The sequence below is a fragment of the Rhizobium sp. CB3171 genome (genome assembly GCF_029714265.1).
In the GTDB taxonomy this organism is placed as follows: Bacteria; Pseudomonadota; Alphaproteobacteria; order Rhizobiales; family Rhizobiaceae; genus Rhizobium.
On record NZ_CP121652.1, the window covers coordinates 838,199 to 859,200 of the forward strand.

The 21,002-nt window shown below is 59.9% G+C and carries 20 protein-coding genes and 1 pseudogene; 7 read left to right on the forward strand and 14 right to left on the reverse strand.

What is annotated here, in order from left to right; all coding sequences use genetic code 11:
• Positions 1-28: 28 nt before the first annotated feature.
• The 7 genes from rpsR to QA648_RS04175 form a co-directional block, all read right to left on the reverse strand.
• Positions 29-277: a 30S ribosomal protein S18 gene (gene rpsR / locus QA648_RS04145; RefSeq protein WP_004122103.1), complete on the reverse strand. Its 249-nt coding sequence runs from the start codon at positions 275-277 to the stop codon at positions 29-31.
• Between the two features lie 12 nt (positions 278-289).
• Positions 290-736: a 30S ribosomal protein S6 gene (gene rpsF / locus QA648_RS04150; RefSeq protein ID WP_028753379.1), complete on the reverse strand. Its 447-nt coding sequence runs from the start codon at positions 734-736 to the stop codon at positions 290-292.
• A 308-nt stretch (positions 737-1,044) separates the two neighbouring features.
• Positions 1,045-2,103, reverse strand: a complete 1,059-nt coding sequence (locus QA648_RS04155) for an adenylate/guanylate cyclase domain-containing protein (protein ID WP_104822554.1) — start codon at positions 2,101-2,103, stop codon at positions 1,045-1,047.
• Between the two features lie 119 nt (positions 2,104-2,222).
• Positions 2,223-2,669 carry an SRPBCC domain-containing protein gene (locus QA648_RS04160; RefSeq protein WP_283049809.1) on the reverse strand — a complete coding sequence of 149 codons (447 nt, stop codon included), beginning with the start codon at positions 2,667-2,669 and terminating at the stop codon, positions 2,223-2,225.
• 200 nt (positions 2,670-2,869) lie between these two features.
• A complete protein-coding gene (locus QA648_RS04165) occupies positions 2,870-3,721 on the reverse strand; it encodes a helix-turn-helix transcriptional regulator (RefSeq protein WP_283049830.1) in 852 nt (283 codons plus the stop codon).
• A 54-nt stretch (positions 3,722-3,775) separates the two neighbouring features.
• Entirely contained in the window at positions 3,776-4,165 is a 390-nt protein-coding gene (locus QA648_RS04170; protein WP_104822557.1) for a hypothetical protein, read from the reverse strand.
• Between the two features lie 251 nt (positions 4,166-4,416).
• The gene (locus QA648_RS04175) at positions 4,417-5,460 is read right to left on the reverse strand and encodes an aldo/keto reductase (protein ID WP_283049832.1); all 1,044 of its coding nucleotides are present in this window, start codon (positions 5,458-5,460) and stop codon (positions 4,417-4,419) included.
• 193 nt (positions 5,461-5,653) lie between these two features.
• On the opposite strand from QA648_RS04175, the gene fabD reads away from it, so the two are divergent.
• The 7 genes and pseudogenes from fabD (at position 5,654) to gmk (ending at position 12,258) form a co-directional block, all read left to right on the forward strand.
• Positions 5,654-6,598: an ACP S-malonyltransferase gene (fabD, locus tag QA648_RS04180; protein ID WP_283049834.1), complete on the forward strand. Its 945-nt coding sequence runs from the start codon at positions 5,654-5,656 to the stop codon at positions 6,596-6,598.
• A gap of 29 nt (positions 6,599-6,627) precedes the next feature.
• On the forward strand, positions 6,628-7,365 hold the full coding sequence (gene fabG, locus QA648_RS04185) for a 3-oxoacyl-[acyl-carrier-protein] reductase (RefSeq protein WP_283049836.1): 738 nt from the start codon (positions 6,628-6,630) through the stop codon (positions 7,363-7,365).
• Positions 7,366-7,660: 295 nt separating this feature from the next.
• Positions 7,661-7,897, forward strand: coding sequence for an acyl carrier protein (locus QA648_RS04190; RefSeq protein ID WP_003547058.1), 237 nt, complete (start codon positions 7,661-7,663; stop codon positions 7,895-7,897).
• 114 nt (positions 7,898-8,011) lie between these two features.
• On the forward strand, positions 8,012-9,274 hold the full coding sequence (gene fabF, locus QA648_RS04195; RefSeq protein WP_283049838.1) for a beta-ketoacyl-ACP synthase II: 1,263 nt from the start codon (positions 8,012-8,014) through the stop codon (positions 9,272-9,274).
• A gap of 202 nt (positions 9,275-9,476) precedes the next feature.
• The gene (gene mltG, locus QA648_RS04200; protein ID WP_283049840.1) at positions 9,477-10,715 is read left to right on the forward strand and encodes an endolytic transglycosylase MltG; all 1,239 of its coding nucleotides are present in this window, start codon (positions 9,477-9,479) and stop codon (positions 10,713-10,715) included.
• Between the two features lie 102 nt (positions 10,716-10,817).
• Positions 10,818-11,592 (forward strand): annotated as a pseudogene (locus QA648_RS04205) (DUF1732 domain-containing protein).
• Positions 11,593-11,595: 3 nt separating this feature from the next.
• Entirely contained in the window at positions 11,596-12,258 is a 663-nt protein-coding gene (gene gmk / locus QA648_RS04210; RefSeq protein ID WP_104822563.1) for a guanylate kinase, read from the forward strand.
• A 6-nt stretch (positions 12,259-12,264) separates the two neighbouring features.
• On the opposite strand, the gene rsmA is transcribed toward gmk, so the two are convergent.
• From rsmA to QA648_RS04245, 7 genes are all read right to left on the reverse strand, one after another.
• Complete coding sequence (gene rsmA / locus QA648_RS04215; RefSeq protein ID WP_283049844.1) at positions 12,265-13,092, reverse strand: 16S rRNA (adenine(1518)-N(6)/adenine(1519)-N(6))-dimethyltransferase RsmA; 828 nt, start codon at positions 13,090-13,092, stop codon at positions 12,265-12,267.
• Positions 13,092-14,117, reverse strand: coding sequence for a 4-hydroxythreonine-4-phosphate dehydrogenase PdxA (gene pdxA, locus QA648_RS04220; RefSeq protein WP_283049845.1), 1,026 nt, complete (start codon positions 14,115-14,117; stop codon positions 13,092-13,094). The genes rsmA and pdxA overlap by 1 nt, the downstream gene beginning before the upstream one ends.
• An 8-nt stretch (positions 14,118-14,125) precedes the next feature.
• Entirely contained in the window at positions 14,126-15,016 is an 891-nt protein-coding gene (locus tag QA648_RS04225) for a peptidylprolyl isomerase (RefSeq protein ID WP_245463971.1), read from the reverse strand.
• Positions 15,017-15,277: 261 nt separating this feature from the next.
• Positions 15,278-17,653, reverse strand: coding sequence for an LPS-assembly protein LptD (locus tag QA648_RS04230; RefSeq protein WP_283049847.1), 2,376 nt, complete (start codon positions 17,651-17,653; stop codon positions 15,278-15,280).
• Positions 17,654-18,739 (reverse strand): LPS export ABC transporter permease LptG, encoded by a 1,086-nt coding sequence (lptG, locus tag QA648_RS04235; protein WP_104822568.1) that lies wholly within the window; start codon positions 18,737-18,739, stop codon positions 17,654-17,656.
• Positions 18,736-19,911 (reverse strand): LptF/LptG family permease, encoded by a 1,176-nt coding sequence (locus tag QA648_RS04240; RefSeq protein ID WP_283049849.1) that lies wholly within the window; start codon positions 19,909-19,911, stop codon positions 18,736-18,738. The genes lptG and QA648_RS04240 overlap by 4 nt, the downstream gene beginning before the upstream one ends.
• A gap of 103 nt (positions 19,912-20,014) precedes the next feature.
• Entirely contained in the window at positions 20,015-20,692 is a 678-nt protein-coding gene (locus tag QA648_RS04245; protein WP_283051210.1) for a phosphatase PAP2 family protein, read from the reverse strand.
• Between the last annotated feature and the right edge of the window lie 310 nt (positions 20,693-21,002).

Genomic DNA, 21,002 nt, shown 5'->3' on the forward strand with positions numbered 1-21,002 from the left:
TCAATTCATTCGTGCAGCGCCGGCGCGATTAAGCGACGACGTAGGGCAGCAGGCCGAGGAAACGGGCGCGCTTGATCGCCTGGGCGAGTTCGCGCTGCTTCTTCTGGGAAACGGCCGTGATGCGGGACGGAACGATCTTGCCACGCTCGGAAATGTAGCGCTGCAGGAGACGGACGTCCTTGTAGTCGATGCGCGGCGCATTGGCGCCCGAGAACGGGCAGGTCTTGCGGCGGCGATGGAACGGACGACGGACCGGTGCGGAGGAAACTTCAGACATTCTCAAATCTCCTTAAACGCGGTCTTCGCGCGGACGGCGCGGACGGTCTTCGCGGTCACCACGATCCGGGCGCGGACCACGATCGCCGAAGCTGCGCTCCGGACGGTCGCCATCGCGGCGCGGACGGTCGTCACGGTCGCGCTTCTGCATCATGGCCGACGGGCCTTCTTCGTGCTTCTCGACAGCGATCGTCATGTAGCGCAGGACGTCTTCGCTGATGCGCATCTGGCGTTCCATTTCCTGGATCGCAGCGGCCGGTGCATCGATGTCCATCAGGGCGTAGTGAGCCTTGCGGTTCTTCTTGATGCGGTAGGTGAGGGACTTGAGGCCCCAGTTTTCGATACGCCCGACTTTACCGCCGTTAGCTTCGATAACACCCTTGTACTGTTCTACGAGGGCGTCGACCTGCTGAGCGGAAATATCCTGCCGGGCAAGGAATACATGTTCGTAAAGAGCCATGATAGCTTTGCCTTTCTTGCGTTGGTCTGAACCCGATATTCGGCGGCTAAGCCTCAACGACTGCTCCTGAGAGGGAAGACCCCAAGCAAGAAAAGCGTTTCCGAGACGGTCGAGAGCGGAGACACGGGAGGCTGGAACACTTCCGTTCCGAACGATTTTCAGCGAAGAAAACCGGCCCTCCGTTCAGCCACCAGCCAGAAGACCGGGTTGCGAACAGGGCGGCTTATACGGATTTTTGCGGGAAAGGCAAGGGGCGAAATTGCGCCGTCCGACAGCGGACGCCCTTGCCCAGGCCGAGGTAGGCGGCTTCAATCGTCCGGCAAGGTGAAGACGGCACAGGGGTCGGCGATGCCCCGCAAGGAATATTCGCCCAAGGGGATCAAGTCGGTTTTCGTCTCTGCCGCAACCGCGCCCGAGACGAGTACACTGCGGCCAAGAGGCTTGCACAGGCCTTCGAGCCGGCTCACCAGGTTTACCGCCGGGCCTATGGCGGTGAAATCCAGCCGGTCGGCCGCGCCGATATTGCCCCAGAGCATCTCGCCGAAATGCAATGCGGCACCAAAGGGCAGCGGCGGCAGCCCTTGCGCTTGCCGCACGGCATCGAGATGAGCCATGCCGGCGCGAGCGGCGACGACTGCGCGCAGCGCCGCCTCGCAGGCATCGCCTGGCGTGCCGGTGACCGGGAAAATTGCCAGCGCGCCGTCGCCGATGAATTTCAGCACCTCGCCTCCGAAGGCGTGCACCGCTCCTGCAACGCGGTCGAACCAGGCGTCGAGAGAAGCAATCATCGCCGCTGGTTCCGTCGCCTCGGACAAAGCGGTGAAATCGCGCAGATCGGCGCAGAGCAAAGCGGCCCGGATGGTTTCGCCGGTGCCGCGCTGCAGTGCGCCGGCCTGTACCCGCGCCGCACTGCGCCGGCCGAGATAGGCCTCGAGCAGCGCTGCCAGCGCCGCCCGCGCGGCGAGGGCGCTCAAGGGCGCAGCCGCGAAGCGTGCGGCCTGCCGCAGACGGTCGGCCTCGGCAGGATCGAATGGCCGGAGCCCGGCCCAGCCGAGCACCGGACTATCCGCAGCCGTACCGACCGTATCTTCATGCACGGGGCCAAGCCCGGCCAGCCACTCGTGTCCGGCTTGGCTGGATGGGCCGCCGGCGAAACCGAGAGCCTCGATCACAGCCCCGGTTTCCGCCCGCCATAGCCAGATGCGCCGGGCGATGATCGGATGCGGCACGGCGAGCGTCAGGGCTCCTCCGGCAAGCGGCAGCCCGTCAGCCAACAGCCGGCCGCCGAGCTCGGCCAGAAACCGTTCAGGGCCGGGAGAGGCATCGGCCTCATCAACCAGCCAGGCAAGAGGGGTGGGCAGATCCATCTGTCGATCATGCCACGGCAGCCGCAGGCTGTCATCCGCCGTTGCGGCGGTGCTCCTGCGTGTGACGCAAGTCCACGGGACTGCCGCTCGAGACTAGTGAGTTCGGGAACGGAAAACGGTCATTTCCTGCCAGCCATGGGATCCGGACCCGGGTCACGCCCGGCCGCAGCTTCGGCCAGCCGTCCGAGATAGTGAGCCCAGCCTTCAGCATGGCCGGCGCATTGTTCGGCATTGGGCAGGCCGGTGTGGGTCAGGCGTAGCAGCGTTCCGTCCGGCTGCTCGATCAGGTCGATTTCGACCAGGCTCGATCCCGGCGGCACCACCTCGCTGCCATCCCAGCCGAAACTGTAGGCCAGGCGGTGTACCGGTACCACCTCGCGAAAGGAACCGCGAGCGAAGCGAGCGCCGGTGACGTTGACGAGATAGAGCCCCTCGGGCTGAGGCTCGACCTGTGCCTCCGTTCCCATCCAGCGCAATATCTTCTCCGGATCGGTCAGGAGGGCGAATACCGCGGCTGGTGGCGCCGGGATGCGCTTTTCTTGGCGGACGACAAGGGGCTCTGGCATCGGTCTCTCCTTTGGTTGCATGGCCTGCCTCACCGGAGGCGGAGAATGGACAGGCGCATCCTATCGCGGAACGTCCTCGCGCGACAGCATGTAGGCGCAAGCCCCTGCAACAGGGGCGTTGTCTGCGATGGTGTTGCCGCGCTGTGCGCTCGATCTTCAATCTTCGCAACGGGTGGAAAGCGACACTATCCTGGGCAATTCTAATAATGATCCGCAGGAAATATCGGCATCGGCGCATCCTCCATCATTTCGGCGTAAAGCCGTTCGGTTTGCTGATCCGTCGGGAACATGCATTCGAGCCTCAGTTCCTGCGATGCGATGGTCATCGGAGTGCCGACTGTCGTTATCAGTGAGAAGAAGCCAAGGTTCTTGCCGTCCTTCACAAAGACCAGAGGAATGACGGGTGTGCTGCTGGGCGCGGTGAGTGCTTTCCAGTCGACATCGACATCCGGATAGGCAAGCAGCGCTTTCAGCAGCTCCCGGGTCTTATCGTCGACCACCCGACCGATGGACTCCCGATGGACGCGCGCCAGCAAGCTTCTCGATGTCTCCGGCCAGTCGCGAATGAAGGGGCGCATCCCGACAGGATCGAACATCAGATGCAGCAGGTTGCGTGGCGATTTGTGCGCCGCCATATCGACGAAGCAATTGAAGAAGCGGGGCACGGCGGTATTGGACAGCAGAACGTTCCAATAGCGGTCCATGACAACCGCGGGGAAAGGTTCATGCTGACGCAACATCCGCCGCAGAGCATCCGCGACGGGTTGCATTTCCGGTGCGTCCCAGGAATCGTCCGAATAGATCGGCGCGTAGCCTGCGGCGAGCAGCAGCGTGTTGCGTTCACGGAATGGCACATCGAGCGCCTCGGCAACGGTCAGCAGCCTCTGGCGGCTGGGAACGCTGCGGCCGCTTTCAACGAAGCTGATGTGACGCTGCGAAACGCCCGTCTCCATCGAAAGGTCGAGCTGGCTCTTGCCGCGCACCTCCCGCCAGTGGCGCAGCAACGGGCCAAGCTGTTTCGAGACCGATATCGCTGTGTTGCTGTTCGTCATGGAGGGCCTCTTTGTGGGCTATGCCTGTGGCATCTTATGCCTGGTTCGGCAAGATCAGAATTGCACCGGCCCGACGGAACCGAACCAGTGGCGCACCTTAGTGTGATCAGCCTCGTCCATGTAGAAGAAGTGCGTCATGACGGGCCTGACGACAGGATGGTTCGGATCGTCCGGGGTCATCGTGACGAAGCCGCGGAAGACCTTGAGGAACCCGCCGTCCCAATATTCGGTCACATCATGAAGGGCGGTAAATCCGGTGTCGATGAAAGCGCGCAGACTTTCGCGGATAATCTCGCGGCCCTTCCATTCGGCAATACCCAAATTGGCGGTGGCGTCTTCTGCGAAGCAGTCGAAGCCGGAGCCGAAGGTCTTGTCGTCAATTTCCCTCCAGAAGGCCAACAGCCAGTCCGGTGTTTCGCGCTTCGTGAAAATCATCTTATTCATAGTATGTCTCCTGACGTATTTGCTTGGGGCACGAAGAGACCGGAGCTGCCGGAGCGAAGCCGCCGGCGCTTGAGGTATGGTCTCTTAGCGGCACCGGTTCGGTGCCTATCTCTTGTGGAGATGTCCCAAAATTACGCGTGGGTATGACGCGCCTCAATTACATCAGAGGTCATATTTTCGCGGCTTGTTTGGCCGCCATTGTGCCGATTGCCAGGTTGCGCCTAGCCACCGCGGCAAGGCGCTTCCACTGATCACATCGGCATCGGATACTGCCGGTGTACCTTTTCGATCTCGGCAATCGCTTCGTCCGGCAGCGTGATATAGGCCGAGGCGATGTCGGTTTCGAGCTGGGCCATCGAGGTCGCGCCGATGATGACGGAGGTCATGAAGGGCTTCGTCAGGCAGTAGGCAAGCGCCAGTTTGGCCGGATCGAGATGATATTTGGCGGCGATCTCCAGATAGGCCTTGACCGGCGGCTCCTGCAGCGGCTGCAGACGGCCGCCGATGTCGGTATTGATCGAGCCGCGCGAACCGGCCGGGCGTGCGCCGCCGACATATTTGCCGCTGAGAATGCCGCCGGCGAGCGGCGAATAGGCGAGCAGGCCGACATCCTCATGGTGCGACAACTCGGCGAGATCGAGGTCGAAGTGGCGGTAAAGCAGATTGTATTCGTTCTGCGTGGTGGCAACGCGCGGCAGGCCCTTCTGCTCTGCGATCGTCAGATATTTCTGGATGCCCCAGGTCGTCTCGTTGGAGAGGCCGATGGCACGGATCTTGCCGGCCTTCACCAATTCGCCCATCGTTTCCAGGATCTCGGTGATGTTAGCGACAACCTTTTCGCGATCCTGGGTGAAGGGGTTGTAGCGCCAGTTCTGGCGGAAGTGGAAATGGCCGCGGTTCGGCCAATGCACCTGATAGAGATCGATATAATCGGTTTTCAGCCGCTTCAGGCTGTCGTCGATGGCCGCGCGGATATTGGCGGCATCGGCACCCTGGCCGCCGCGCAGATAGTCGCGGCCGGGGCCGGCGACCTTGGTGGCAAGCACGATATCCCTGCGCTTGCCAGTCTTTTCGAACCAGGTGCCGATATATTCCTCGGTGCGGCCTTGGGTCTCCGCGCCGACCGGGGTCGTCGGATACATCTCAGCCGTGTCGAAGAAATTGACGCCCTTGTGAAGGGCATAGTCCATCTGCTCGTGTGCCTCTGCCTCGCTGTTCTGTGTGCCCCAGGTCATCGTGCCCAGGCAAATCTGCGAAACCGAAATATCGGTGCGGCCTAAATTCTTATAGTTCATGGGAAAACCTTGATGCTTGCGGAAAAGGTCTGGGGAAGGATCGCGTAAATCTAGGTGGGAAATGAGCAAGCGCAAGAAGAAAATAGAAACTCCTCGCAAACGCAAAAGGCAGTGACTGCAGGGGCTGCGCTATTGACTCCACCGCAAACAATGTCATTGGGAAGCGAAACGACCCCTAAGGAAGCCCGATATAATGACTGTTGCTTTCACATTTCCCGGCCAGGGTAGCCAGACCGTCGGCATGGGCAAGGATCTTGCTGATAATTTCGCCGAAGCGCGCGCCGTCTTCGAGGAAGTCGATGAAGCGCTCGGTGAAAAGCTTTCCGACATCATCTTCAATGGCCCGGATGATAGGCTGACGCTGACGGCAAATGCGCAGCCCGCGCTGATGGCTGTGTCGATCGCTGTCATGCGCGTTCTGCAGGCGCGCGGCCTCGATCTGAAGAGCAAGGTTGCTTATGTTGCCGGTCATTCGCTTGGCGAATATTCGGCGCTTTGTGCCGCCGGCACCTTTTCGCTCGCCGATACGGCGCGGCTGCTACGCATCCGCGGCAATGCCATGCAGGCGGCGGTTCCGGTCGGCGTCGGCGCCATGGCGGCGATCATCGGCCTGGAACATGCCGACGTCGTCGCGGTTTGCACGGAGGCTTCGGCCATCGGCGCCTGTCAGATCGCCAATGACAATGGCGGCGGTCAGATCGTTATCTCCGGTGAGAAGGCTCCGGTCGAAAAGGCTGCCGAGCTTGCGGCTGAAAAGGGCGCCAAGCGCGCCATTCTGCTGCCGGTATCCGCACCCTTCCATTCGTCGCTGATGGCGCCCGCCGCCGAGGCGATGCGCGCCGCTTTGGCGGAAGTGGCAAAATCCGATCCCATCGTGCCGGTCGTAGCCAATGTCCGCGCCGCTCCGGTGCAGGGCGCCGGCGAGATCGCCGATCTGCTGGTTGCGCAGGTTACGGGGCAAGTGCGCTGGCGCGAGACGGTGGAATGGTTCGCCGCCAACAATGTGACAACATTGTATGAAATCGGCGCTGGCAAGGTGCTGACGGGTCTTGCCCGGCGCATCGACAAATCGGTGAACGGCATCGCCGTCAACACGGCGGCCGACATCGACGCAGCTCTCGCAGGCCTGCTTGGCTGATACATAAATTAACGAACGAGGGACACCACATGCTCGATTTGACCGGCCGCAAGGCCCTTGTAACCGGTTCTTCCGGTGGTATCGGCGAAGAAATCGCAAGGCTGCTGCATAAGCAGGGCGCTATCGTCGGCCTGCACGGCACGCGCGTCGAGAAGCTCGAGGCACTGGCTGCCGAACTTGGCGACCGCGTCAAGATCTTTCCGGCCAACCTTTCCGATCGCGACGAGGTAAAGGCGCTCGGCGCCAAGGCTGAAGACGAACTCGGTGGCGTCGACATCCTCGTCAACAATGCCGGCATCACCAAGGACGGCCTGTTCGTGCGCATGAGCGACGAGGACTGGGACGCCGTACTGGAAGTGAACCTGACGGCCGTCTTCCGCCTGACGCGCGAGCTGACGCATCCGATGATGCGCCGCCGCTATGGCCGCATCATCAACATCACCTCCGTAGTCGGCGTCACCGGCAATCCCGGCCAAGCCAACTACTGCGCCTCCAAAGCCGGCATGATCGGCTTCACCAAGTCGCTGGCACAGGAGATCGCAACGCGCAACGTCACGGTCAATTGCGTCGCTCCCGGTTTCATCGAGAGCGCCATGACCGGCAAGCTGAACGACAAGCAGAAAGAGGCGATCATGGGCGCCATTCCCATGAAGCGCATGGGTAGCGGTGCAGAAGTCGCATCCGCTGTCGCCTATCTCGCTTCCTCCGAAGCCAGCTACGTCACCGGTCAGACGATCCACGTCAACGGTGGCATGGCAATGATCTGAAAAAGGAAAAGTCTGTTGGGGGGAGCTTTCCCCTCCAATAGCATGTTGAGCAACCTGGAAGCGGCGATTTTCTGGCTTTGCGACAGACTTAAACCGTGTTAAGCGGGCCATGACTGTGATCAGTCGTCCCGAAAATGCAGATGGACCGGGCCGCGTGTACGGCGGCCGGGACCGGATGTGAAGGCCGGGTTGAACGGGTTTGCCAGCGGCGCCATGCAGGTGCTGCAGGCTTGAACAGGGTAGGGATGTCACACGGCATTCTGATCAGGACATAAATAAGGTCGAGGAAACCGACATGAGCGATATCGCAGAACGCGTAAAGAAAATTGTTATTGATCATCTTGGCGTCGACGCCGACAAGGTTGTTGAAAGCGCAAGCTTCATCGACGACCTGGGCGCGGACTCGCTCGACACCGTCGAACTGGTCATGGCCTTCGAAGAAGAATTCGGCGTTGAAATTCCTGATGACGCTGCCGACTCGATCCTGACGGTCGGCGATGCGGTAAAGTTCATTGAAAAGGCCCAGGCCTAATCTTTTGCGCTTTGTCACGGGCGGGCTCTCTGAGTCCGCCCTATTTCGTCCGGCGAGGTCGGACGGATCATATTCATACGCATGGCATAATAAAAAGACGGGGGTCTGCGGGCGATGAGACGTGTCGTTATCACGGGTACCGGCATGGTATCACCTTTGGGCTGCGGCACCGAGGTGTCCTGGTCGCGTTTGATTGCCGGGCGCAACGGCGCGCGTCTTGTCACGGAATTCGAGGTCGAAGATCTCGCCGCAAAGATTGCTTGCCGCGTTCCGGTCGGTGATGGCAGCGACGGCACTTTCAATGCCGACGACTGGATGGAGCCGAAGGAACAGCGAAAGGTCGATCCTTTCATCATCTACGGCATGGCAGCGGCCGATATGGCGCTGAACGATGCTGGCTGGCATCCGACCTCCGACGAAGACCAGATCGCAACTGGCGTCATGATCGGCTCCGGCATCGGCGGCCTGGAGGGCATTGTCGAGGCAGGATATACGCTGCGCGACAAGGGTCCGCGCCGCATCTCGCCCTTCTTCATTCCGGGCCGTCTCATCAATCTCGTTTCCGGCCAGGTCTCGATCCGCCACAAGCTGCGCGGCCCGAACCATGCCGTCGTCACGGCTTGCTCCACCGGCGCGCATGCGATCGGCGATGCGGCCCGTCTGATCATGCTCGGCGATGCCGACGTCATGGTCGCCGGCGGCGCCGAAGCTCCGGTTTGCCGCATCTCGCTCGCCGGCTTTGCCGCCTGCAAGGCTCTGTCGACCGATTATAACGACAATCCGCAGAAGGCTTCGCGTCCTTACGATCGTGACCGTGACGGCTTCGTCATGGGCGAGGGCGCCGGCATCGTTGTTCTCGAAGAGCTGGAACATGCCAAGGCACGCGGCGCGAAGATTTACGCCGAGGTGGTCGGCTACGGCCTTTCCGGCGACGCCCATCACATTACTGCCCCGTCCGAGGATGGCGAGGGCGCGTTCCGCTGCATGACGTCGGCCCTGAAGCGTGCCGGCTTGACGCCGGCTGATGTGGACTACATCAATGCCCATGGCACCTCGACCATGGCTGATACGATCGAGCTCGGCGCTGTCGAGCGGCTGGTCGGCAATGCTGCTTCCAAGATTTCGATGTCGTCGACGAAGTCGGCGACCGGCCATCTCCTGGGCGCGGCCGGTGCGATCGAGGCGATCTTCTCGACGCTTGCCATTCGCGACAATATCGCGCCGCCGACGCTGAACCTCGACAATCCGGAGCGGGAGACGGCCATCGATCTCGTGCCGCATAAGGCCCGTAAGCGGGACATCAATGTCGCGCTGTCGAACTCCTTCGGATTCGGCGGTACGAACGCATCACTTGTCCTGCGTCGCTATGAGGCATAATAACAGCGCATAACTCCGGAAAGCGGTAGCGTTTTTCGGCAAAACTATGCGCGATCCTTGAATGTTGCTGTGTTTCTTGCGTGTCCCATGGATGCGCCGCAGCAATGTCTGATCGGTCGAAAGCGGATCTTCACCAGGCTCCGCTTTATCTTCTGAACCTGTTTTTTGCCGCATTGCTTGGTCAAAGAGCAGGCAATGACAAATGAAGGGATTGCCGGTGAGCGATACGAACCAGAACAGCGGAACTCCGAACGGGCAGAAGGGGCCGATTATCCCGAAATCGGCCAACGAAGCTCTGCGTCCGGAGCGTGTTCCGGATCCGCCGAAGCGCTCCCGCAAAGCCCGCAGCCAGATGGTGATTTTCCTGAACTTTCTGATGACGCTGGTCGTCTTCGTGATCGTTCTCGCGATCGTCGGCACCTATTACGCCATCTCCGCCTACCAGAGCCCCGGACCGCTGGCGACCAACACCAATTTCATCGTGCGCAACGGCTGGGGACTTGCCGAGATTTCGGGCCGGCTCGAAGCCAACAACATCATCTCCGATGCCCGCATCTTCCGCTATCTGACGGCCACCTATCTGCACAATGGCGAGACGCTGCGGTCCGGCGAATATGAGATCAAGGCCGGCGCCTCCATGAAGGACATCATGGAGCTGTTGAAATCCGGCAAATCGATCCTCTATTCGGTTACCTTGCCGGAAGGCCTGACCGTGCGGCAGATCTTCAACAAGCTGCAGGCCGATCCGGTGCTGGAAGGCGAACTGCCATCGGCGCTGCCACCGGAGGGTAGCCTGGAGCCCAATACCTATAAATTCACGCGTGGCGCCAAGCGTACGGAAATCATCGATCAGATGAAGGCAGCGCAGGAAAAGCTCGTCGACCAGATATGGGACAAGCGCGATCCGTCGATGCCGCTGACCAATAAACAGGATCTGGTCACTCTGGCGTCGATCGTTGAAAAGGAAACCGGGCTTGCGGATGAGCGCGCTCATGTGGCGTCGGTCTTCCTCAACCGTCTCGGCAAGGGCATGCGTCTGCAATCCGACCCGACGGTGATCTATGGGCTCTTCGGTGGCGACGGCAAGCCGGCCGATCGCCCGATCTTCCAGTCGGATCTCAAAAAAGAAACGGCTTACAATACCTACATGATCAAGGGCCTGCCGCCGACGCCGATCGCCAATCCGGGCAAGGACGCGCTCGATGCCGTTGCCAACCCCTGGAAGACGCAGGACCTCTATTTCGTTGCGGATGGCTCGGGCGGCCACGTCTTCGCCGCGACGCTGGAAGATCACAATGCCAACGTCAAGCGCTGGCGCAAGCTCGTCGCCGAAAAGGGCGAGGATCCCAGCGCGATCGCCGTTGACGGTCAGCCGGACGATAGCGGTGCCGCAGCCGGTACGGCCCCTTCCGGCACACAGCAAAAAAAGAAGACGAACTGATCTCTGCTGCGCTGTGCTTTCGATCGAACGGACGGCGTAGTCTCACCTTGCATTGGTCCATGATTGTTGAGCGATTGTGGACGAGAATTATCGGAGGCTTGCATGGTATTGCAGTCCATGACCGGTTTCGCCCGGCGTGAGGGAACGAGTGGGCGCTCTCGTTGGGCATGGGAATTGCGATCGGTCAATGGCAAGGGTCTCGATTTCCGCCTGCGCCTGCCGCAGGGGCTGGAGCGGCTGGAAACCGATATACGCAAGCTCATCACCGACAGGTTTGCGCGCGGCAACCTGCAGGTCGGTCTTTCATTGTCCGTCGATGAAAGCCGCGTCGAGGCGGTCGTCAATCAGGACGCGCTGGCGACAGTGCTGGCCTTACGCGGTCAGCTCTCAGGCGTCATCGATCCTGCGCCGCTGCGGCTGGACACGCTGCTCGCAATCCGCGGCATCGTAGAGTTCAAGGAAGCTGAAGAGAGCGACGATGCGCTTGCCGCACGCGACGCCGACGACAACGGTTGAGAGCGATCCGTCCCGCTCGCCGCAGGAGATTGCCGCGAGGCTTGCGACGCAGATTGCCATGCTTCTGGACGGAACCTCCGGCCTGGATCGTGACCGGCTGCATGCCGAGGCCGCTCTCATCGCCACCAGAGCGGATCTGCGCGAGGAGATCGACCGGCTGAAGGCGCATGTGGTGGCAGCTCGCGACCTTATCGCCAAGGGTGGACCGGTCGGACGCAAACTCGATTTCCTTGCACAGGAATTTAACCGGGAATCAAATACTATCTGTTCGAAGTCGAATGCCGCAGCGGTCACCGCCGCCGGCATCGAGTTGAAAGTGGTCATCGACCAGTTCCGCGAACAGGTCCAGAATTTGGAGTAAGCCATGAAGCCGGCGATATCCACATCCATTCCGATTGCGCGCCGGGGGCTGATGCTTGCCATTTCCTCGCCATCCGGTGCGGGCAAATCGACAATAGCGCGCACCTTGCTGGAGACCGATAAGCAGATCGGTCTTTCCGTCAGCGTTACGACGCGGCAACGGCGGCCGAGCGAGATTGCCGGCGTGCATTATCATTTTGTCTCGTTGCGGGAATTTGAGCGGCTGCGCGATTCCGACTCTCTGCTCGAATGGGCGGAGGTACACGGCAATTTCTACGGCACGCCGCGCGAGCCGGTAGAGACGGCGATGGCCGAGGGCCGCGATATGCTCTTCGATATCGACTGGCAGGGGGCGCAGCAACTGCAGGAGAAGATGCCGGCCGACGTCGTATCGATCTTCGTGCTGCCGCCCACCATGACGGAGCTGCAATCGCGCCTGCACCGCCGCGCCGAAGATTCCGAAGAGGTGATTGCCACGCGGCTTGCCAATTCCAGAGCCGAGATCGCCCATTGGCGCGAGTATGACTATGTCATCATCAACGATGATCTGAACGCCGCTTTCGACGCGGTTCAGTCGATCGTCAAGGCCGAACGCCTGCGTCGCGATCGCCGCCACGGCATGTTCGACTTCGTTCGTGGTCTGCTGGAAGAAACGCCGAAGCTGTAATCGCGATCAAAGCGAGTTTGCCAACCGGCAGAACTCTTCGACGGAGAGCGTTTCGGCGCGTCGCTGAGGGTCGATGTCGGCTTTCCGCAACAGTGCTTCGCCGCCAAGCGATTTCAGACTTTGGCGCAGCATCTTACGCCGCTGACCAAAGGCGGCCTGCGTCACCTTTTCCAGATTGTCGACGGAGCAGGGGATCGGGTTTTCCTTGGGCGTCAGATGCACGACCGTCGAGGTCACCTTCGGCGGCGGCGTGAAGGCCTGTGGTGGCACATCGAAGGCCATATGCGCATTGGTGCGCCAGCCGCAGAGGACGCCGAGGCGGCCGTAATGATCGTCATCCTCGTCGGCAACGATCCGCTGGCCGACCTCTTTCTGGAACATCAGCGTCAGGGACTGCCAGAAGGGCGGCCAATGGCCGGGCAGCAGCCAGTTTACCAGCAACTGTGTGCCAACATTATAGGGCAGGTTGGCGATGATCTTGACCGGTCCCTCTGGTGCCAGTGCCGCGAAATCCGTCTTCAGCGCATCGCCTTCGATGACCTCGAGCCGGCCGGGATAGTGATCGGCGATCTCGGCGAGCGCCGGCAGGCAGCGTGAGTCGCGCTCCACGGCGACGACCTTGGCGGCGCCGAGCGCGAGGATGGCGCGCGTCAGCCCACCTGGCCCCGGGCCGACTTCGAAGACGGTGGCGCCCTCCAGCGATCCGGCGGTGCGGGCAACCTTTTGGGTCAGATTAAGATCCAGCAGAAAGTTTTGGCCGAGCGCCTTGCGCGCGTCGAGGCCGTGGCGCTGGATTACGTCGCGAAGCGGCGGCAGACCGTCGAGTGCGGCCATCAGCGATTGCTTCCCGTCGCGCGGCTGAGCTCGCTCGCCAGCTTGAGCGCCGCCACGAGACTGTCCTCTTTGGCGATACCCTTGCCGGCGATGCCGAAGGCGGTGCCATGGTCCGGCGAAGTGCGGACAAAGGGGAGGCCGAGTGTGACATTGACGGAATCGTCGAAGCCGAGCGCCTTGGCCGGAATCAAAGCCTGATCGTGATACATGCAGACGGCGACATCGTAGCGACGGCGCGCATCGTCGTGGAACATCGTGTCGGCGGGCAGGGGACCAAAGGCATCGATGCCTTCATTGCGTAGCGCGTCGATCGCCGGACGGATGATGGCCTCATCTTCCTTGCCGATCGCACCGTTCTCGCCGGCATGCGGATTGAGGCCGGCAACGGCCAGCCGCGGTTTTGCGATGCCGAAACGAGTCCTGAGGTCGTGGTCGGTGATCCGGCAGGTCTCGACAATCAAATCCGAGGTCAGCGCCTGCGGCACATCCTTCAGCGGAATATGGATGGTGACGGGAATCGCCCGCAGCTTCGGTCCGGCGAGCAGCATTACCGGCATTACCGGCTTGCCTGTCGCGCGTGTCGCAAGATCGGCGAGGAATTCGGTATGGCCGGGAAAGCCGAAGCCGGCGTCGTAAAGGACTGACTTGGCGATTGGGTTGGTCACGACCGCGCAGGTATCTCCCTTCATGCTGAGCAAGACCGCCATCTCGATAGCCGCAATCGTGGCTTTCGCCGTCACGACATGCGCTTCGCCTGCAACCACATCCATGCCGGCGGCAATCGGCAGCACCGGCAAGGCATCGGCAAAGACGCCGGAGGCCGTCGATGCGTCGGCTTCCTGAAGCGGCACGGTCAGGTTCAACTGGCGCGCTCGCGCCGAAAGAACGTTCGGGTCACCGAGAAACAGGAAGGGAGACAAACCAAGCTCGCCGCGGCGAAGCCAGGCGGCGAGCGTAATGTCAGGTCCGATACCTGCTGGGTCCCCTTGCGTAAGGGCAAGGGGGCGGGAAGGGCGGGAGGGCATCGGAACGATCAGCGATAGAGGATCTGCGCCTTGGAGCGCAGTTCATCCATATACTTCTTGTCGTTGGCGCTGACGCCCTGGGCATTCGCCTTGCCGAGATCTTCGGCGCGGAAAACGGCCGCGGCGGCGATGTCGTCGTTCACCTGGCGCTGCGAGCAGATGGCAACATATTCAACACCGCGATCGGTCACGATCGCATCTGTCGTGTTGCCCTTTGCCTTCTCCAGCAGCGGCTTCCAGGCTTCAGGAAGATCGGGAGCAAGCACACGGCCAAGATCCTGGACGGAAACGTCGTGCATCGTCGCGGCAAAGACTTTCGCCTGGTCGCAACCGGGGAACTTGGCCCGCGAGGCTTCCGCTTCGGCCTTGCGTTTACCGAGAATTGCGTTGCGCTTGGCAGACGGGACGACGAAGACCATCTGCTTCAGGAAATATTCCGTCGTGACCGGCTTTGTCTTGTTTTCCGTCATGCGCGTCACGAGGGCATCATTCGACATACGGCCGCCGCTCGAGCCGAAGCGGGCATTGACGACGCGCGGCCAGCTCATGGAAATGGCGATATAGGATTTGAAATGGTCGACGGTGACGCCCATCTTGTCCAGGATCTGTCCAAGCTGCTGCGGCGACATTTTGTTGCTGGCGGCGAAGCGGGCAAATGCGTTGTCGACGTCCGTCGTCGATACCGACATGCGCACGCGGGAGATTTCCGAGCGCTTCAGGGTCTCATCGACGAGCTGCTGTTGCGCCAGCTTGTTGAGGTCGCCTTTCGCGTGCTGCAATTTCAGGAAGTTGATGCGCTTGGCGACATCGCCTGATGTGATCACCGTATTGTTGACGACGACCTTCACCTCACTTGCCGCGAAGGCAACATCGCTGCTTGGCACGGCAAAAGAAGCCATAACCAACGCTACGGCGCCGAATAGCACAGCGCGCATCGGTGTCTTTCCAGAGAACATCAACTAACCCCTTCCCAAAGGTCCTTGTCTGCACTGCGTCACATTGGAACGCCATTGGCGCAATACGGCAAATTCGCGCCAATATCTACAACAAGCACGACGAATTGCAAAATCCTTGCGGCGAAAGAATGACGCGGAGAGACATGGCGATCGCTTCAAAGCAAAAGGGCCGGCTTTGGAGCCGGCCCTTTTGGATTTGAGTGATCAGAACGTCGCGTCCTGGACATTGCCCAGATTGACGTCGCCGAGCGTACGGAACGTTATGCGGGCGCCGATCGACCAGTCGCTTCCCGACTGGTTCGTCGAATCCTTCTTGTCGAGGAAGGAGACGCTGAAGATCGTGCATTCGTCCTCATAGGAAAGACCGATGCCCTGGCGCGTGATCTCGCTGTCGTTGAGATCATAGCTGACCGTGCCGAAGACAGACCAATAATTCTTGAATTTGATCTGGGCGCGGGTTTGGATTTCGTCCTGGTCCGAGGTGAAGCCATATTGCGGCTGAGCGGCGATATGGGTGTAGGTCACCGAGGTCTGGAAGTCGTCGTTTGCAAAGCCGACCTGCGTATCGCCGCGACGGAACGCGAAGTCCTTTTCGTCGAAGCGGTAGGACTGCGAAAGCGAGATGCCTTGCGGCGTCGTGAGGCCAAACATCGTCACATAGTCGGAGCGGGTGGTTTCAAGCCCGGAATCCGAACCGGCACCTACCAGATCGTCGGTTGCGAACGAGTTTCGTCCAGCAAGCTGGTACGATTGGCCGAAGATGTGCTGCAACTTGTAGCCGCTATCGAAGCTGCCCGTATAGCGCCAACCCACGTTGGCGCGCGTGCCGCCTTCTACACGGTCGAAGCCGGAGAATTTGTCGCGATCGAACAGATTGGTCGCATCGAAAACAAAGCTCTGGGCGTCTTCATTCGGCAGCCGTCCTGCAAGTTGCTCGTCAGGACGCACATAGATTTGTGCGATCGGCTCGAACACATGCGTGCTGTTGCTGGTGGTGATGAGGAACGGGTACTTGGCTTCGAGGCCTCCCGTTACCATACCGCGCGTCGCGTAATCGCTGGTGTCATAGTTGCCGGAATAGTCGCCGTTAGGCGCATCCATACCGAGGCCATAGATGTCGCCGCGAGCTGCGGCAAGCGGCGTCAAGACCAGACCCTGATCGGTCGTGAAGGTGCGCTGCCACTGTAGCTCGGTGGTAAGACGCGTATAGCTGCCGGAAAGACCGAGGAAGCGGTCGTTCAGGCTAGCGTCGCCGAGATTGTTGACGTTGTCGAGCACCGACGCCTTGTCACGCGACAAATGCGTGAAGTTCATCGTCGCGGACAATTCGCCGCCATAGACCGAGTTCGGATCGACATAATGATAGTCGACGCTCGGATAGACGACCGCCTGCTGCTTTTCGGCGGTGCTGTTGTCGTCAGCATCCTGAATGTCGTAGTAGAAGGCGCGCATATCGAAATAATTGCGCTTGCCGAGACCCGTCAAATAGATGTCGTTCGTGTGGGTGCTCTGGCTGAGACCTTGCAAGCCATAGGTGCGCGAAAAGTTGTTATCGCTTTGCGCCATGACATCCCAGCCAAACGTCCAGCGAGGATTGATCCTAAAATCGGCCTTCGACGAGATCACGCCGCGGGTCTTGTGCTCGGCGTCACTGGTATTGGCGGTGAACTGGTCCGGGCTCATCTGATTGATACCGGCGACGCGCAGAATATGCGTACCGTTTTCAAAGCGTTGCCGGAATTCGCCTTCGAGCAGCAAGCCCTGGCTTGTATAGCCGGTGGCGCTGATCGTCGCGTCCATGCTCGGCGAGATGACGTAGTAGTAGGGAACCTTCACGCCAAAGCCGAGGTTCTCCGAATAGCTCATCGACGGAAACAGGAAGCCTGATTTGCGCTTCACCGTATTGTCGGGAACTTCGATCCAGGGAACATAAGCGATCGGCTGGCCGAACAGTTCGAAGCGGGCATGCTCGAGACGGACGGTATGCGTCACGCCGTTCTGCACCACGCGCTGAGCCTTGACCTGCCATAGCGGCGCGCGGCCCTGCTCGGAGCACGGCAAACAGGCGGTATAGACGCCCTTCGTCAGGATCAATTGGTTGCCGCCCACACGTTCGCCCTTTTCGGCGGCCATGCGGGTATTGTCTGGCATTTCGATACGCAGAGCGTTGACGAAACCGTCGGAGAAGCTGTCGGTGACATCCATTTTGTCACCGTACATCCGGTTGCCGTCCGGGCTGATCAGCTCGACATTGCCAATCGCCGTCATCCGTCCGCTTTTTTGATTATATTCAACCTTTTGCGCGACCATCTTGTAGCCGCCATAGTTGATCTGAACCGCACCGCTGGCGGTAACGATTTGAGTATCCTTGTTATAGACCAGTTCGTTTGACGAAAGGATCAGCTTGGAGCCTTCCGGCACTTTGACCTTAACGGGAGAGGTCGCAGCGCCGGCGCCGCCGTTATTATTGTTGTCCTGGGCGTAAGCTACGACCGGGCTCATGACAAATGCATACGCAGCCGCGCCCATGACGAGGGCAGCGACAAATTCCTTGATACTCTTGCGGTTGCCTGCCGCCACTTAGCCGTCCTCCTGATGAAGCAGGATCGTTGCTCCGAATGCCAAAGCGACGATCACGGGTATCCATGTCGCCACGAAAGGAGGAACCACTCCGCTGCTCCCGAATGCCTTAACCAGCACGGTGACAACATAAAGCACGAAGCCTGAGAGGATTCCACCCAGAATCACGGAGCGCGATTGGTTGAATCTACTGAATTTTAACGAGACGGTGGCCGCGATCAGCGTCATTGCCACCAGAAGGAATGGCTGCGATAGCAGCGAGTGAAATTGGGTCTCAAGAGCTTTGGTTGAGATGCCAAAAGACTTTGCAATCTTTATTCGATTAGAAAGATCATAAAAAGCAATGGTTTCCGGCTGCGCCAAACGCTCGGAGACGAAATCCTGTTTCAGATTCGTACGAACCTGTACCGTACTCTTATGATCCGGAATTTCGCCCGGTCTGCGCTCGACGACACTGTTAAGAAGCCAGTAACCATCTTGCAACTTTGCCGACTGCGCGTCCTGCCTGAGAACGATATTCCCCTGTGAATCGAAGTGGATAAACACGACGTTCATCAGCGTCGTTCCGTTGTCGAGAACGGCCTTGGCGCCAATGATGACGTCGTCTTTGCCGTTCGACTGACGCAGCCACGGAATCGAGAGCTTATTGTGATAGGACGGATCGCCGCGCAGGTCGGCTTCCATCGTTTCCGCCTGCCGTTGTCCCCACGCCGCAACAGGATTGAGGGCAAACATGGTCAGCAGGCCGACAAAGAATGCGCCGATCACGAACGGCGTCATGAACTGCCAGACGGAGATGCCGGCCGCACGCGCAATCACGAGCTCACGACGCCGATTGAGCGCGATCAGCACCGTCATGCCGACGAACAGGGCGATGAACGGCACCGTCTGCTGCAGGATGAACGGCAGCCTGACGGCCGTCATCAGCAAGCCGAGGCTGACCGTGTACCCGGGAAGGCCGGCAAGCCGGCCGGCGGTCTCGCTGAAGTCGACGAGATAGACGATCGAGACAACGCCGAGGAAAAACCAGAAGGTTGTCACGACGTAGCGCATGAAGAAGTAGCGGCCGAGCGTATTGAAGATCATGCGCCGCCCCCATTCGAGCCGCCGGGCGCCGGCATGCGATCCTGGATCTTCTGCCGCAGATTGGCGAAGCGGTTGCGGATGGACCTGGGCACCGACATCTTCCGGTTCCTGAACAGCAGGGCGATCGCAATCAAAGCCGCGCAGATGTTGGCCGCATAGAGAACGCCGATGAAATAGGGAGCATTCTCGATCTGGTTTGCCGCATAAAAATCCGCCCAGCGCAAGGCAAAAGCAATGGTAAGCGCCGACACCATCGGATGCAGCCGCGCTTCGCGATGGGATCGCGCATCGCCGGCGATCACCAGCGATATCAGGGCAAAGATTGCCGGTAACGCCCAGTCGGTGAGACGCCGATGTAGCTCCGCGCGGTAGCCGCCTGGTTTTGCTTTATAATCCGGATCGTTCGGATCCGGGTTCAGCAGGAAGCCGAGACCGCGGTCGCCGGCGCGCAGCGTTGCCTGGCCGCGGCTCTGCGTCATGTCGGAAAGATCGAAGGAATAGGAGTCGAAATTGATGACGGAGACGTTGCCGTCAGGCGTCTTGCGATGAACTTCACCGTCCTTCATCAGCAGCGACGTGCCGCTCGGATCGACGGCGCCTTCCTTGGCATAATAGATGAGATCGAAAGTGGGATCGCGCGAATCCACCACGAACAGGCCCTTCAGGATTCGTCCCGACAGGCGCTGGGTGATCTGCACATAAAGCCCGTCTTCGATACGGCGGAAATTCTTCTCTTCGATAACGGTCGAGAGCAGGTCGGCATAGGCTTCGGCGACCATCTCGCGGGCGGCTACACGCGCTTTCGGCTCAACCATATTGTCGACCACAAATGAGAAAACGCTGATAGCTATCGCGAGAATCATGATCGGGCGGACGATGATGCTGCGCCGCGCACCCGCCGCCTCCATAACCGTCAGTTCCGAATCGCTGTTCATCGCCGTCAGCGTCTGCGTGATGCCGATCACCAGAGCGAAAGGCAGAACCACGGGAATGATCGTCGGCAGGATGAGAGTCGCAAGCTTAGCAAACGAGCCGATCGACTGGCCGCTGTCGGTCACGAGGTTGATGCGCTGCAGCACCTGGGTCGTCCAGATGATGGCGAGCACCGGCAGCAGCGCTACCAGGAACATCATGCCGACACGCCGTACGATATATGTTTCGAATAACTTCATGCCGGCCCTTAAACGCAACACTCCGCCGTGCGAGCCGGCAGAGATTCATCCTCCTCTACGCCGTTTGCGTTTTTTTGGCGACAGCCCACTCGCAAAAAATTCGTTAATTTTCTGAATTTCTTCTGCTGTGTGTCGTTTGGGATAACGCCATGAGAGCGGAGAATATGACAAGCGAGGAAAGCCAACCCAAAACGGCATCCGAGAGGTAGTGGCCGCCGAAAGCAACTCTTAAAGCTGGAATAAGAATCGAGATGGCTGCGATCGGCAAGGAGAGGGCCGTCCGCGCCGGCTGCGGGATGATGAAGATCAGGCAGAACAGCCAGCCGGCAGCGGCGGATTCTCCGGAAATGAAGGAACAGTTGCTCACACATTTCCCGGCAAAAGAGCCGGCATGAACGAAATCGAGCATGCCGCCGAAGAGATCGGTCTGCCGTGGCCGAGGACGGCCCGAGAAGGATTTGAGCCAGAGATTGACGATCAGCACGGGGCCGAGAAACAACGAACCGAGCGCGATTTTCAAATTGCGGGCCCGCAGCGTCCGGAAGGTTGCGCCGTGTTGCTGCCAGCATTCGACCAGCATCCAACAGAGAGCAATCGCGACGATATAGGGAACCTGAAAGAAAACTTCCCTGAGCAGACGCATGTGCGCATCGTCATTATAAGGGAAAATGCCGCAGATCTGGCCGGGCCTGACGGGAGTGGCGCATTGTTCCTGCAGGAAGAACATATTGGCCACAGCAAGATCGATCTGTGGAAGAATCGAAAACAGCCCGAGCAGCATCCACCAAAGACAAAAGAGAACGACGAAGGCATCGCCCGCCGTGCGCGGCCGCAGGATTTCGGGGAAACGATCCCGATGATCGAAGCTGGCGGAGTCTATGATCAAGGCGGCGTTCCGATAGATGATCGCGTCGCGCAGGCGGCGAGACCCAATAGATGCTCCGGCAAACTAGCGGCGGTAGATGACAGGGATTTGAATGTCTCAAGGTGTTTCTTCGCGGAATGCCTCGCCAAAAGCTTGTATTTGATATGGAAACCTTGAATGATCCGGAGTGTGTAATTCTATTTTGCACGACACGTATTATCGGAGC